The sequence below is a fragment of the Brachybacterium squillarum M-6-3 genome (genome assembly GCF_000225825.1).
GTDB classification, from domain to species: domain Bacteria; phylum Actinomycetota; class Actinomycetes; order Actinomycetales; family Dermabacteraceae; genus Brachybacterium; species Brachybacterium squillarum.
This window is the reverse complement of the sequence record NZ_AGBX01000007.1, coordinates 764,283-777,630: the sequence shown is the minus strand read 5'-3', so window position 1 is coordinate 777,630 and position 13,348 is coordinate 764,283. Positions and strand designations below refer to the sequence as shown.

12 protein-coding genes are annotated in these 13,348 nt (G+C 73.6%); 8 read left to right on the top strand and 4 right to left on the bottom strand.

Annotated features, from left to right (window positions below):
* Positions 1-1,323, bottom strand: a complete 1,323-nt coding sequence (locus OM98_RS13215; RefSeq protein WP_010535110.1) for a nucleotide sugar dehydrogenase — start codon at positions 1,321-1,323, stop codon at positions 1-3.
* Between the two features lie 205 nt (positions 1,324-1,528).
* On the opposite strand from OM98_RS13215, the gene OM98_RS13210 reads away from it, so the two are divergent.
* Entirely contained in the window at positions 1,529-2,236 is a 708-nt protein-coding gene (locus OM98_RS13210) for a glycosyltransferase family 2 protein (protein WP_010535109.1), read from the top strand.
* A gap of 12 nt (positions 2,237-2,248) precedes the next feature.
* Here the strand turns inward: OM98_RS13210 and OM98_RS13205 are convergent, their stop codons facing one another.
* A complete protein-coding gene (locus tag OM98_RS13205; RefSeq protein ID WP_010535108.1) occupies positions 2,249-3,583 on the bottom strand; it encodes an LCP family protein in 1,335 nt (444 codons plus the stop codon).
* 244 nt (positions 3,584-3,827) lie between these two features.
* On the opposite strand from OM98_RS13205, the gene OM98_RS13200 reads away from it, so the two are divergent.
* The 6 genes from OM98_RS13200 (at position 3,828) to OM98_RS13175 (ending at position 10,847) form a co-directional block, all read left to right on the top strand.
* Positions 3,828-4,823 (top strand): glycosyltransferase, encoded by a 996-nt coding sequence (locus OM98_RS13200; protein ID WP_050812683.1) that lies wholly within the window; start codon positions 3,828-3,830, stop codon positions 4,821-4,823.
* Positions 4,820-5,761: a glycosyltransferase gene (locus OM98_RS13195; RefSeq protein WP_010535106.1), complete on the top strand. Its 942-nt coding sequence runs from the start codon at positions 4,820-4,822 to the stop codon at positions 5,759-5,761. The genes OM98_RS13200 and OM98_RS13195 overlap by 4 nt, the downstream gene beginning before the upstream one ends.
* A gap of 122 nt (positions 5,762-5,883) precedes the next feature.
* Positions 5,884-7,044 carry a UDP-galactopyranose mutase gene (gene glf / locus OM98_RS13190; protein ID WP_010535105.1) on the top strand — a complete coding sequence of 387 codons (1,161 nt, stop codon included), beginning with the start codon at positions 5,884-5,886 and terminating at the stop codon, positions 7,042-7,044.
* Between the two features lie 69 nt (positions 7,045-7,113).
* Positions 7,114-9,156, top strand: a complete 2,043-nt coding sequence (locus OM98_RS13185) for a glycosyltransferase (protein ID WP_010535104.1) — start codon at positions 7,114-7,116, stop codon at positions 9,154-9,156.
* A complete protein-coding gene (locus OM98_RS13180) occupies positions 9,153-10,073 on the top strand; it encodes an ABC transporter permease (protein WP_010535103.1) in 921 nt (306 codons plus the stop codon). Before OM98_RS13185 ends, OM98_RS13180 begins: the two co-directional genes overlap by 4 nt.
* Before the next feature lie 3 nt (positions 10,074-10,076).
* Positions 10,077-10,847, top strand: coding sequence for an ABC transporter ATP-binding protein (locus OM98_RS13175; protein ID WP_010535102.1), 771 nt, complete (start codon positions 10,077-10,079; stop codon positions 10,845-10,847).
* Between the two features lie 28 nt (positions 10,848-10,875).
* Here OM98_RS13175 and OM98_RS13170 read toward each other — a convergent pair whose 3' ends face one another.
* The gene (locus OM98_RS13170) at positions 10,876-11,532 is read right to left on the bottom strand and encodes a TIGR03089 family protein (RefSeq protein ID WP_010535101.1); all 657 of its coding nucleotides are present in this window, start codon (positions 11,530-11,532) and stop codon (positions 10,876-10,878) included.
* A complete protein-coding gene (locus tag OM98_RS13165) occupies positions 11,529-12,767 on the bottom strand; it encodes a coenzyme F420-0:L-glutamate ligase (RefSeq protein ID WP_139017722.1) in 1,239 nt (412 codons plus the stop codon). The genes OM98_RS13170 and OM98_RS13165 overlap by 4 nt, the downstream gene beginning before the upstream one ends.
* A gap of 274 nt (positions 12,768-13,041) precedes the next feature.
* Between OM98_RS13165 and OM98_RS13160 the strand changes: the two genes are divergently transcribed.
* Positions 13,042-13,338, top strand: a complete 297-nt coding sequence (locus OM98_RS13160) for a WhiB family transcriptional regulator (RefSeq protein ID WP_010535099.1) — start codon at positions 13,042-13,044, stop codon at positions 13,336-13,338.
* Positions 13,339-13,348 lie beyond the last annotated feature (10 nt).

Here is a 13,348-nt window from a genome sequence, read left to right as displayed (position 1 = left end):
TCAGGCCTCGCCGTCGCGGTGGGTGGAGGCGGAGCCGTCGCCGAGGACCAGGCGCGGGGTGCCCGTCCAGTGCTCGGCGCGGGTGATGTTGCGGCCGTCCACGAGCAGCCGCACCCCGGGGACCTCCGCGGCGGTGAGCTCCGCGTACTCGGGGTGGTTGGTCTGCACGATGACCAGGTCGGCGGCCTCGCCCGGGTGATAGGGCGCCCAGCCGAAGCCTTCGAGCTCGGCGTCGTCGTAGTAGGTGTCGTGCACCGCCACCTCGGCGCCGCGGGCGCGCAGCTCCTCGACCACCGGGAAGACGCCGGAGAAGGCGGTCTCCTTCACCCCGGTGCGGTAGGAGGCGCCGAGCACGACGGACTTCACACCGGACAGGTCCCCGAGAAGGGACTCGGCGCGCTCCACCAGGCGGGCGGGCACGGAGGCGTTCAGCTGCCGGGCCGTGCGCACCGTGGTGGCGGCCGGGTCGGTGGAGAGGTACAGCCGGGGGTAGACGGGGATGCAGTGCCCGCCCACCGCGATGCCGGGCTGGTGGATGTGGGAGTAGGGCTGGGAGTTGCTGGCCTCGATGACCTTGTACACGTCGATGCCGTGGTCCTGGGCGAACAGGGCGAACTCGTTGGCCAGCGCGATGTTCACGTCCCGGTAGGTGGTCTCGGCGAGCTTGGCCAGCTCGGAGGCCTCGGGGGAGCCGAGGTCCCAGACGCCGTTGGGGCGGGGCAGGTCAGGGCGCTCGTCGAACTGCAGGGCCGACTCGTAGAAGGCGCGGGCCCGCTCGGCCCCGGCCGCGGAGATCGCGCCGATCAGCTTGGGGTACTTGCGCAGGTCCGCGAACACGCGGCCGGTCAGCACCCGCTCGGGGGAGAACACGGCGAAGAAGTCCTCGGACTCGGTCAGACCGGAGATCTCCTCGATCATCGGCACGAAGCGGCCGCGCAGGGTGCCCACCGGCAGGGTGGTCTCGTAGGAGACCAGGGTGCCGGGGGTGAGGTGCTCGGCGAGCGAGCGGGTGGCGGCGTCCATCCACGCGAAGTCCGGCTCCCAGGAGGCGTCGTCCACGAACAGCGGCACCACGATCACCACGGCGTCCGCGCCGGGGATCGCTTCGGCGTAGTCGGTGGTGGCGCGCAGGCGACCGGCGGGCACCAGCTCCGCGAGCTTCTCGGCGAGCTGCGCCTCCCCGGGGAACGGCTCGACCCCCTGGTTGACCAGCTCCACCTGGCGCTCGCTGACGTCCACGCCGACCACCTCGTGGCCCGCGTCGGCGAACTGCACCGCAAGCGGCAGTCCGATCTTGCCCAGGGCCACGACTGCGGTCTTCACCAGTTCTTCTCCTCCTGCGAGACGGCGCTCGCACCGACGGCGACGGGGTGGCGCACCCGCACCGGGCGGCCACCGTGACAGGGTATCCTCCACGGGCGTCGGCGGTCCCCAGGAGCCCTGGCCGGGGCGCTCCCGGCCGTGTCGCCCGACCGCCCGCCGGCCCGCCCGGGCCGGCGATCCTCCGGTCCCCCTCCAAGGAGCCCCGATGACCCAGCCCGCGCCGCTCGGTGCCGGTGCCGCCCCGGCGGCCGACCGCACCTGGTTCGTGGTGCCCCTGTTCAACGAGGGCGAGGTCGTCGGGGACGTGATCCGCTCCCTGCGGGAGCGGTACCCGCTGGTGGTGTGCGTGGACGACGGCAGCGCCGATGACTCCGCCCGCATCGCCGAGGAGGCCGGCGCCGCGGTGGTGCGCCACCCCTACAACATGGGGCAGGGCGCGGCACTGAAGACCGGCATCGACTTCGCGCTGCGCGACCCGGCGATGGCGCAGATCGTCACCTTCGACTCCGACGGCCAGCACCAGGTGGACGACGCCGCCGCGATGATCGCCCTGCGCGAGGCAGAGGACGTGGACCTCGTGCTCGGCTCGCGCTTCCTGGACGCCCGCACCCGGCCGGGCTGGGCCAAGCGCCTCGTGCTGCGCGGCGCCGTCTGGTACTCGAACCTCACCTCCGGGGTGAAGCTCACCGACGCCCACAACGGGCTGCGGGTGATCGGCCGCGGCGCCTGCGAGAAGATCTCGATCGAGCAGAACCGGATGGCGCACGCCTCCGAGATCGTCGAGGAGATCGGGCGTCACGGGCTGAGCGTGCGGGAGTACCCGGTGCACATCCTCTACACCGACTACTCGCGCTCCAAGGGCCAGTCGATGCTGAACTCGGTGAACATCGTCATCGACATGCTCTTCCGCTGACAGTCGCGGTCATCACTCCGTGGCGGTCGCCGCGCTGCCGTCCTCGATCGCGCCGAAGAACTCCGCCACGTCGGCATCGTCGGTGAGGATCGCGACGCCCGAGTTCTGGGTGCGGTACTCCTGGTCCTCGATGGGGATCGTGAGGGAGCCGCCGCCGTTCATCGCGGAGCGGGCCGTCAGCCCCATCCGGGCCACGTCGATCATGCCGGTGCCCTCGCTGGTGGTCAGCGCGTCGGAGCCGGCCCCGGCCACCTTCACCTGGGTCACGGGGTTCAGGATCACCCCGGGATCGGTCATGCGGTCCATCAGAGCGGCCACGAACTGCTGCTGGCGGCCCTGACGGCCGAGGTCGGCGGTGGGGTCGAAGTAGCGGGCGCGGACGAAGGCCAGGGCCTGGTCGCCGCCGACGTCGTGGCAGCCCTCGGTCATCACCAGGCCCGACTTCTCGTCGTCCACGTCCTGGTCGATGCAGAGGTTCACGGTGCCCACCGCGTCGACCACGTTCGCGACGCCGTCGAAGCCGACCTCGACGTAGTGGTCGACGGTGAGCCCGGTGAAGGCCTCGACGGTCTCCACCAGCAGCGGCGCCCCGCCGAAGGCGTAGGCGGCGTTCAGCTTGTAGCCGCCGTGGCCGGGGATGTCGACCAGGGTGTCGCGGGGCAGGGAGACCAGGTAGCTGTTCCCGTTGCGGGCCTTGTGCAGCAGCATCATGGTGTCGGTGCGCTGGCCCTCGGTGCCGTCGTCGGCCACGGACTCGCCGTCGCGGCTGTCCGAGCCGGCGATCAGGTAGGTGGTGCCGGGGGTGTTCGCCGCGTCGGAGAGCGCGTCGACGTGCTCGATGCGACTGTCCGCCCACAGCATCAGCCCGGCGCCCCAGCCCAGCACGATCACCAGCACCAGGGCCAGGCCGGTCGCGGCGAGCCGCAGCGGACGTGGGATGCGGGAGGCCCGGGAGCGGCGACGAGGCCCCCTGCCGCCGCCCCGGCCCCCGTCCCCGGGGCCGCCCGGGCCGCCGGGCCCGGCGGGACCGCCGCCGGAGCCGCCCACCGGGGGACCCGCGGCCGGGCGTGCGCCATGCGGCGCCGGCTGTCCGGCGCCGTCCTGGTAGACGGGGTAGGCGCGGGTCGGGGTGGGCTCGTAGGAGGAGGTGGGGATCGCGGTGGTGCGGTCCTCGCTGCCTCCGCGGGCGGCGCCCGGACCACGCGGCTCCCGGGCGGCGCGCGCCTGCCGCTCCTGCTCCTCGACGGAGGGCATGGCGCGGGCGCTGCCCCCGGCACGGGCGCGGCTGCTGCCGGGCCGCCGGGGGCCTCCGGGGCGCGAGGAGCGCGGGGGCTGCTGGTCGCTCATGGATGTCTCCTGACGCGGGGAAGGGGCGCGGGACGATGCGGGATCGGGGCGCGGGTGCGGGGCACCGCGCCCGCCAGGGTAGCCCGAAGTCCCCGCCGCGCCCTCGGCCGGGACACGCCCCCACCGGACCTCCCGGGAACCTTCACACACGCCGGTGCGCCCCCGCCGCCCGGGACGGAGACGCTCCGTACACTGGGTGATCGCCGCCGCCCGGGCGGTGTCCGAGCAGCATGCAGGAGGCGCCGTGCCCGATCCCGCCCTCGCCGAGGCCACCGCCCACGCCCGTGCCGCCGCGTCCCGCGTGGTGGCTGTCGTGGTCACCTACAACCGGGAGCAGCTGCTGGCGGACTGCCTGGACGCCCTCGCCGCCCAGGAGCGCCGGCCCGACGCCGTCGTGGTCATCGACAACGACTCCTCGGACGGCTCCGGCGCCGTGGCCGACGCCCACCCGATCGGCGCGGACGTCCTGCACCTGCGGCGCAACGTCGGCGGGGCCGGCGGCTTCGCGACCGGCATCGCCCGCGCCCTGGTGCGCCACGAGGCCGACTGGATCTGGGTGATGGACGACGACACGGTCCCCGCCCCCGGGGCGCTCGCCGCCCTGCTGGACGCCCTCGAATCCTCCCCGGTGCGGCTCAGCGTGCTGAGCTCCCGAGCGGTGTGGACCGACGGCCGCACCCACCCCATGAACTCCTCCCGGGTGCGCCTGGGCGCGAGCGGCCAGGACCGCCGCGACGCCCGCACCGCCACCCGGGACGGCCGCCCGATCCGCACCGCCAGCTACGTCTCCGCGCTGCTGAGCGGCGAGGACGTGCGCCGTCTCGGCCTGCCCTACGCGGACTACTTCATCTGGTCCGACGACTTCGAGCACACCGGCCGCCTGCTGCGCCGCGGCCGCGGCCTGCACGTGCCGGACTCCGTGGTCGAGCACCGCACCGCCCGCTTCGGGGACGCGCAGTCCAACCCCGGCAACCGCTTCTACTACGACGTGCGCAACCGCACCTGGGCGCTGCTGCGCACCACCTCCTTCGCCCCCTGGGAGAAGGCGGTCTACGGCGGCCGCACCCTGCTCGGCTGGGCCACCCGGCTCCTGCGCCACCGCGGCGACCTGCTCGGCATCGGCCTACGCGGCCTCGGCGCGGCGCTGCGCCGCGGCCCCCGGCCCTCGCCGGCGGTGCTCGCCGCCGACGGGGAGGCCGCCGCCGACGTGCGGGCCATCGACCGGGCGGCCGGCCGGTGACCTCCACCGCCGCGGCGCCGGGACCGCAGGGGGAGCCGCCCGCCGGGGCCGCCCCCTTCACGGTGCTGATGCCCCTGTGGCGCAAGGACGAGCCCGACCGCTTCGAGGACGCGGTCCGCTCCGCGACCCTCGCCCAGACGCTCCGGCCCGACCTGCTGATCCTCACCGTCGACGGTCCCCTCCCGGAAGGGCTGGAGGCCGTGGTGGCCCGTATCGAGGCCGGGGAGTTCGGTCCCGCCCGGGTGCTGCGCCACGAGGCCCACCGCGGCATCGCCCTGTGCCTGCAGGACGGCCTGGAGGCCTCCCCGCACGAGATCGTCGCCCGCGCCGACGCCGACGACCTCTGCCGTCCCGAGCGCTTCGCCGTGCAGATCCCCGCCATGACCACGGGGGAAGGGCTCACCGATCCCGTGACCGCCGAGGGCGCCGACCTCATCGGCGGCGGCATGCAGGAGTTCAGCGACTCCGTGCCCCCGGGCACCGGGCCGCGCCGCAGCCGCCCCCTCACCCACGCCGAGATCGTCGCCTACCTGCCCCACCACACGCCCTTCCACCACCCCACCGTGGTGCTGCGCCGCTCCACCGCGCTGGCCGTCGGCGGTTACCGCGACCTCAAGCTGCTCGAGGACTACTGGCTGTGGGAGCGGATGATGCTCGGGGGAGCCCGCATGGGCAACGTGGAGCCCGTGGTCGTGGACTACCGGGTGGACGAGCAGCTCTTCGCCCGCCGCGGCGGCTGGGTGATGTTCGCCTCCGACCTGCAGCTGCAGCGGGTCATGCTGCGCGACCGGGTCACCACCCCGCGCCGCTTCCTGATCAACGTGGTTCTGCGCGGCGGCTACCGCTTCGTGCCCGGCTGGGTGCGCGGGCTCGGCTACCGCCGCTTCGTCGAGCACGGCGAGCAGACGGCTGCGGACCATTCCCTGAACGCCTCGTGAACGATCGCCCACGGCTTCGTGCCGTGGGCTCGTCCGCCGCGTCGCCGCCGGTCGGCTCGGCTACGGTGAGCGGGTCTTCCGGCAGATCATGCCCCTGACCCCGACCCCCGAAGGGACCCTCCGTGTCGACCCCTGATCTCCTCGTCGTCGGCTCCGGCCTGTTCGGCCTCACCGTCGCCGAGCGTGCCGCCCGCGAGCACGGAGCCTCGGTCACCGTGATCGACCGCCGCAGCCACCTGGGCGGCAACGCCTACTCCGAGGCCGATCCGGTCACCGGGATCGAGGTCCACAAGTACGGCGCCCACCTCTTCCACACCAGCAACGAGCGGGTGTGGGAGTACGTCAACCGATTCACGGACTTCACCGGCTACGTGCACCGCGTCTACACCACCCACGAGGGCGTGGTGTACCCGATGCCCATCAACCTGGGCACCATCAACCAGTTCTTCCGCTCCGCCCACGGCCCCGACGAGGCCCGCGCGCTGATCGTCGAGCAGGCCGGGGAGCTGGCCGGCACCGACCCGGAGAACCTCAACGACAAGGGCATCTCCCTGATCGGCCGGCCCCTCTACGAGGCCTTCATCAAGCACTACACCGGCAAGCAGTGGCAGACGGACCCCCAGGACCTGCCCGCCGGGATCATCTCCCGGCTGCCGGTGCGCTACACCTACGACAACCGCTACTTCAACGACACCCACGAGGGCCTGCCCGCCCAGGGCTACACGGCCTGGCTGGAGCGGATGGCGGACCACCCGAACATCGAGGTGCAGCTGGAGACCGACTACTTCGACGGCTCGCAGCCGCTGAACCGCGACGCGGTGCGCGGGAACCTGCCGGTGGTCTACACCGGGCCGATGGACCGCTACTTCGACTACGAGCTCGGCGACCTGGGCTGGCGCACCATCGACCTGGAGACCGAGCACCTCGAGACGACGGGTGACTTCCAGGGCACCTCGGTGATGAACTACGCGGACGCCTCGGTGCCCTTCACCCGCATCATCGAGCCGCGGCACTTCCACCCGGAGCGCGACTACCCCCGCGACCGCACGGTCATCCAGCGCGAGTACTCCCGCTTCGCCGAGCGCAGCGACGAGCCCTACTACCCGGTGAACTCCGGCGCCGACCGCGAGAAGCTGCTGCGCTACCGCGAGCTGGCCGAGGCCGAGCCGCGCACCCTGTTCGGGGGCCGCCTGGGCACCTACCAGTACCTCGACATGCACATGGCGATCGGTGCCGCCCTCTCCCTGGTCGACAACAAGTTGACCGACCTGCTGCGCGCCTGAGCCGTCGCCCCTGCGGCCACGTGCCGCGGCTGCGCCCGACCCGTCCCCGACGCACCCCCGAGGAGCACCATGCCCGAGCGGACGACCACCCCCGACAGCCCCCCCGTGCAGCGCCTGCTGCAGCGGCTGATCCTTCCGCGCGAGCTCTCGCCCGACGTGGTCCAGCTCTACATCGAGCGGGACAACGCCCGCTCGGGCGCCACCGGCGGCGCGTTCAGCCTCGGCGGTCCGCAGGAGGGTGAGGAGCCGGCGCCCGCGGCGGCGCCGCCGCCCGTGCCGCGCAAGGGGGTGCGTCTCAGCGAGCTGGACCAGCGCCACGCCGTGGGCATCCCCGCCCGGTCCATGCGCTCCTTCGGCACCTACTTCAACGCCTTCCCGGCCTCCTACTGGCGGCGCTGGACCCCGGTGCGCACGATCCGCCTGACCGTGACCACCTCCGGGCCCGGGCACCTGGTGATCATGCGCTCCACGGCGCGCGGCACCCTGCAGCGCCACCTCTCGCGCACCGTCACCGAGGCCGGGGAGCAGGTGTTCGAGCTGCCGCTGACGGCCTTCGGCGACGGCGGCTGGTACTGGTTCGACGCCTACGCGGGCGAGGAGGACTTCCTCATCCACGGTGCCGAGTGGACCGCCGACGCCGACCTCGCCCGCACCACCGGCAGCTTCTCCATCTCCATGACCACCATGAACAAGGTGGACTACTGCCTGGAGAACATCCGCACCATCGCGGAGGACCCCGCCCTGCGGGCGCTGCTCGACGTGATGTACGTGATCGACCAGGGCAGCGACCGGCTCTCCGACCACCCGGAGGAGCTCGCGCCGCTGCAGGAGCGCCTCGGCGGGCAGCTGCGCCTCCTCGAGCAGGGCAACATCGGCGGCTCCGGCGGCTTCTCCCGCGGGATGTACGAGGCCGCCACCGCCGGCAGCTCCACCTACGTGGTCAACTGCGACGACGACATCGTGCTCGAGCCGGAGTCGCTGATCCGGATGACGGTGTTCGCGGACTTCGCCACCACCCCCACCCTGGTCGGCGCCCACATGTTCGACCTCAACAACCGCTGCGTGCTGCACACCTTCGGCGAGGTCGTCGACCCCTGGCGCACGCAGCCCACCCTGCCCGACCACGGCGCCTCCCTCGGCCACGACTTCGCCCGCTCCCCGCTCCGCTCCACCCCCTGGCTGCACCGCCGGGCCGACGTGGACTACAACGGCTGGTGGTCCTGCCTGATCCCCACCGAGACGGTGCGCGCGATCGGGCTGAGCCTGCCGGTGTTCATCAAGTGGGACGACGCCGAGTACGGCCTGCGCGCCAAGAAGGCCGGCTACCCCACGGTCTCCCTGCCCGGGGCCGGGGTGTGGCACATGAGCTGGGTGGACAAGGACGACCTGGTGGGCTGGCAGGCCTACTTCCACGAGCGCAACCGCATCATCACGGCGCTGCTGCACTCGCCCTACGAGCGCGGGGGCCGGGTGGTGCGCGAGTCGCAGTCCGCCGACATCAAGCACCTGCTGTCCATGCAGTACTACACGGAGGCGGGGCGCCTGCTGGCCCAGCGCGACGTGCTGGCCGGCCCCGATGTCCTGCACCCCACCATCGGCACCAAGCTGCCCGAGATCCGTGCGATGGCCGCCGAGTTCGACGACGCCGCCGCGAAGAAGGACCCCGACCAGTACCCGGGTGTGCACATCGACAAGCCGCCGCGGAAGGGCCGCCCCTTCACCCCGCCCCGGGCGGCGGTGCTGCCGCTGTGGACCGCGAAGAACCTCGCCAAGCAGCTGCTGAAGCGTCCCGCGGCCTCCGCCGCCCGCAACCCGCAGGCCGCGATCGCCCACATCGACGCCAAGTGGTGGCGACTGTCGGCCTACGACTCGGCGCTGGTCTCCAACGCCGAGGGCACCCAGGTCTCCTGGTACCGCCGTGACCCCCAGCAGGTGCGGGAGATGCTCGGCGACGGCCTGCGCGCCCACCTCGAGCTGCACCGCCGCTGGCCCGAGCTGCAGCGGCAGTACCGCGAGGCCGCGCACCGCATCACAGCCTTCTCCGCCTGGGAGGAGACCTTCGCGGCGAACCCGGCGCCCGAGCGCGGCCCGGCGGAGGGCGCCCGATCGTGAGCACGGCCCCCGCGGCGCCCCGGCGTCGCCCCAGCGCCGCCGAGCAGGGCGAGGGCTGGCACGCCCCCGGCCAGGACGCCGGTTGGCTGAACCCCCTGCGGGAGCGCTTCCTGCTGCGCCTGCTGGTGAAGAAGGAGCTGCGGGTCCGCTACCGCGGCAGCGCCCTGGGCATGCTGTGGAGCTACGTCAAGCCCGCCGTCCAGTTCATCGTCTTCTACCTGGCCCTCGGCGTCTTCCTGCAGCTGAACAAGGGCGACAGCGCCTACGCGGTGTACCTGTTCAGCGGGATCGTGGCGATCAACCTGTTCGGCGAGGTGTTCGGCAACGCCACCCGCTCGATCACCGGCAACGCGCCCCTGGTCTCGAAGATCTACCTGCCCAGTCAGCTCTTCCCCTGGGCCAGCATGCTGGTGGCGCTCGTGCACTTCCTGCCGCAGCTGGTGGTGCTGCTGGTGGGGGCGCTGCTGTACGGCTGGACGCCGGGCGGCACCGAGCTGCTGGCCTTCGGCCTGGGCATGGGCATCCTGATCGTGTTCACGATGGGCCTGGGGATGCTCACGGCCGCGCTGAACGCCGCCTTCCGCGACGTGGAGAACTTCGTGGACCTCATCGTCATGGTCGCCACCTGGCTGAGCCCGGTGATGTACCGGGTGTCGATGGTGCAGGACGCCATCGGCGGCACGTTCTGGTACTGGCTGTACATCCTGAACCCGCTGACCATCGTCGTGGAGCTGTTCCACACGGCCTTCTGGCGGCACCTGCCCAGCACGGTCGAGGCGATGGAGGCGGACCCGCGCTTCGCCGCCTCGGGCGTCTCGGACCTGTGGTGGGTGGGCGTGCTGATCGCCGTGGCCACCTTCGCGGCCGGCACCGTCGTCTTCGAGCGCTCCAAGCGGCGCTTCGCCCAGGAGCTCTGAGCCATGCCGCTGCTGCCCGACGGGCCGGCGCCTGTCGCCCCCGCCGCCGATGCCCGCCCGATGATCCGCATCGAGCAGGTGTCCAAGCGCTTCTCCCTGCGCCACACCCGGGCGCTGAAGGAGATGGTCTTCGCCGCCCTGCAGCGCAAGAAGCTCTCGGACAGCTTCCTGGCCCTGGACGGGGTGGACCTCACCATCCGGGCGGGGGAGACGGTCGGCCTGATCGGTTTCAACGGCTCCGGCAAGTCGACCCTGCTGAAGACCGTCTCCGGGGTGCTGTTCCCCGACCGCGGCCGGGTGCTGCTGCGCGGCCGCGTGGCGGGCCTGATCGAGGTCGGCGCCGGCTTCCACCCGGACCTCTCGGGCCGCGAGAACGTGTACCTCAACGGGGCGATCCTCGGCATGACCCACGAGCAGATCGACGAGCGCTTCCGGGAGATCGTGGACTTCTCCGAGATCGAGGAGTTCATCGACACCGACGTGAAGTACTACAGCTCGGGCATGTTCCTGCGGCTGGCCTTCGCCGTCGCCGTGCACACCGAGCCGGACATCTTCCTGGTCGACGAGATCCTCTCGGTGGGTGACGAGCCCTTCCAGAAGAAGTGCCTGGCCCGGATCCGGGAGCTGCAGGCCAAGGGTCGCACGATGGTGGTGGTCTCCCACGAGCTGGAGATGCTGCAGAAGCTGTGCACCCGCATCGTGGTGCTCCGCAAGGGCACCGTGATCTTCGACGGCGACCCGGTCGAGGCCGTCGCCACGCTCCGCGCGAGCTGAGCCGCGGCCGCGCCGAGGGACCCCGTGCTCAGTCGGTGCCGCTGACGCCCTCCTCGCGGGCGGCCCGGGCACTCACTGCCGCCGCGGGTCCCACCACGCCGCCCCCGGCCAGCCAGGCCGCCAGCGCCCCGGGCAGCTCCGCGGCCCCGGCGCCGTCCCCGGTGAGCAGCACCCGTTCGCCGGACCCCGCGGGGGTCGGTCCGGACCAGGCGGGCAGCGGCGCAGCGAGGCGGTCGGGGTGGGCGCGCACCTCGGCGACCCAGTCGTGCACCAGCGGCGGCAGCTCTCCGGCGAAGCGCGGGGCCAGCGCGACCGGCTGCAGGGCCAGCACCTCCTCGGCGTCCTCGGCGAGGGGTCCGGAGGGCTCGTCGGTCACCAGCACCCGCGGCTCCCGCGTCGGCGCCGTCCCGGGGGCGAGGACCTCCACCTCGGCGCCGAGGGCGTGCGCGGCCAGGGCCAGCACCAGCCGCTTCCAGTGCGGCGGCATCGCGAGCGCCACCGGGTCCCCGGGAGCGAGCGTGATCTCCGCGTCGAGGTGGCCGATGGCCTTGATCACCCAGTTGGCGAGTACGTGCCCGGACAGCTCGGTGCGGCCCTCGGGCGCGTACCAGGCCAGGGCGGGGCGCGGCCCGGTCCGCTCCAGGGCGTCCAGCAGGGAAGCGGCAGTGGGCAGCAGCGCGGTCACGGGGTCTCCTCGGGGTCGGGGTCGGGGTCGGGGTCGGGGTCGGGATCGGGAGCGGGGGACGGGACGGGGTTAGGGCTGGTCCTCCAGGGACGGTCCGGGGACGGGGCGCAGCCGCCGGGCCCGTCGGCCCCGTACGCTCCCGGACGCGGCGCCTCGAGGGGTGGGCCGAGGCGCACCGTGAGCGGGGGCAGGGCGGCGGCGATCTCCTCGGCGCCGAGGGCGGTGAGCAGGCGCTCGCGCAGGGCGCCGGCGGCGGCCCAGCAGGTGGGGGAGTCCGCCGGGGGGTGCACGCTCAGCTGCCCCGGACCGGCCGAGCGCACCGTCGCCGGGGCCCCGTCGTCGGGACGCGGCCGGCACGCGACCACCACGGCCCGGGCGATCCGCACCGCCGGCTCCTCGGGGTCCATCGCCGCGACCGGCTCCTCCTCGAGGTCGAGGCCGAGGGCCTGCCAGACCGATTCGAGGCTGGGCCGGCGGAACCAGTCCCCGGCCCCGGTGCGGGAGAGCGCGCCGGCGGGCACCCCCGGGTCGGCCAGCACGCCGGGGACGCCCCGGACCAGGGCGGCGGGGACCCGGGCGGTCTTGCCCTTGACCAGGTCCGCGGCGGCGGCGATCTCGTCGGCGAGGGCCCGCACGGTCACCGTGAGGGCGCGGCCGGCGTCGTCGCGGCCGCCGCGCAGGTCCTCCAGCGCCACGATCCCCGCGGCGCCGAGGGCGAGGTCGGAGACCCCCACCCGCCACACCCGGGAGGAGGTGTCCGAGAGCACCACGCCCAGCTCACGGCCAACGTCGCCGAGTCCGCCCAGCAGCTCCTCGCGCAGTGCCGCGGCGCAGGCGTCCGGGTCCTCGGGCAGCAGCAGCGGACCCTCGGGGGCGTTGGAGCCGTCGACCCCCGCGGCGGCCATCACGGGGCCTGAGGGGATCTGCACCACGGAGGTCACGGTCCCGCCGTGGCGGCGGCGGGCGACGGTGCGCACCGCGGCCGCGGCGACCGCGGCGTCCCGGTCGGCGGGCGCGGCCCGCAGCCCGAGGGCCTTGGAGACCACCTTGGTGGACACGCACAGCACGTCCCCCCGCCGCACCCCGGCCGAGCGCAGCGCCGGCAGCAGGTGCTCGGCGAGGGCGTCGCCGGCCCGGACCTCGCCGATGCCCCGCAGTGGGATCACCCGCAGCTCGGGGGCGCGATCGGCGGCGGCCTCGGACTGCGGCGGCGGGGTCATCGGGTCTCCGGGCATCGGGGGAGTGGGCGGGCAGCGCCCGCGCGGGGGTCTCGCGGGTCCCCGCAGGGCGCGGACGGGCGCGGACGCCGCGCGCGACCGGGGTGAAGGCCGTCTCGGGGACCCGTCCTCGCTTGACGGGCAGGACTTACACCGGTGTATTTTAGAGGCGCACCGGCCGTCGGGGTGGACCGGACACGGCGGATCGAGCGGCCCGGTGCGGACGGCCCGGAGAGGGAACGGACCGGGCACGCTGACGATGGTGGACCGGCACATGGGAGGAGCGGTGGCGATGGAATCGGATCACGTCGAGGACGACGGGCGCGTCGAGCTGTCCCTGCTGGATTTCGGAGCGGACGAGACCGAGGAGGAGCTCTCGTGGCAGGAGCGCGCCCTGTGCGCGCAGACCGACCCCGAGGCCTTCTTCCCCGAGAAGGGCGGCTCCACCCGCGAGGCGAAGAAGGTGTGCGTCTCCTGCGAGGTGCGCGCCGAGTGCCTCGAGTACGCCCTGCAGAACGATGAGCGCTTCGGCATCTGGGGCGGTCTGTCCGAGCGCGAGCGCCGCAAGCTCAAGCGCCGGGCGATCTGAGCCGCCCACC

Coding starts and splice junctions, on each gene's coding strand:
- OM98_RS13165 (WP_139017722.1), bottom strand. CDS start 12,767: ATGCCCGGAGACCCGATGACCCCGCCGCCGCAGTCCGAGGCCGCCGCC.
- OM98_RS13160 (WP_010535099.1), top strand. CDS start 13,042: ATGGAATCGGATCACGTCGAGGACGACGGGCGCGTCGAGCTGTCCCTG.
- OM98_RS13175 (WP_010535102.1), top strand. CDS start 10,077: ATGCCGCTGCTGCCCGACGGGCCGGCGCCTGTCGCCCCCGCCGCCGAT.
- OM98_RS13210 (WP_010535109.1), top strand. CDS start 1,529: ATGACCCAGCCCGCGCCGCTCGGTGCCGGTGCCGCCCCGGCGGCCGAC.
- OM98_RS13205 (WP_010535108.1), bottom strand. CDS start 3,583: ATGAGCGACCAGCAGCCCCCGCGCTCCTCGCGCCCCGGAGGCCCCCGG.
- OM98_RS13185 (WP_010535104.1), top strand. CDS start 7,114: ATGCCCGAGCGGACGACCACCCCCGACAGCCCCCCCGTGCAGCGCCTG.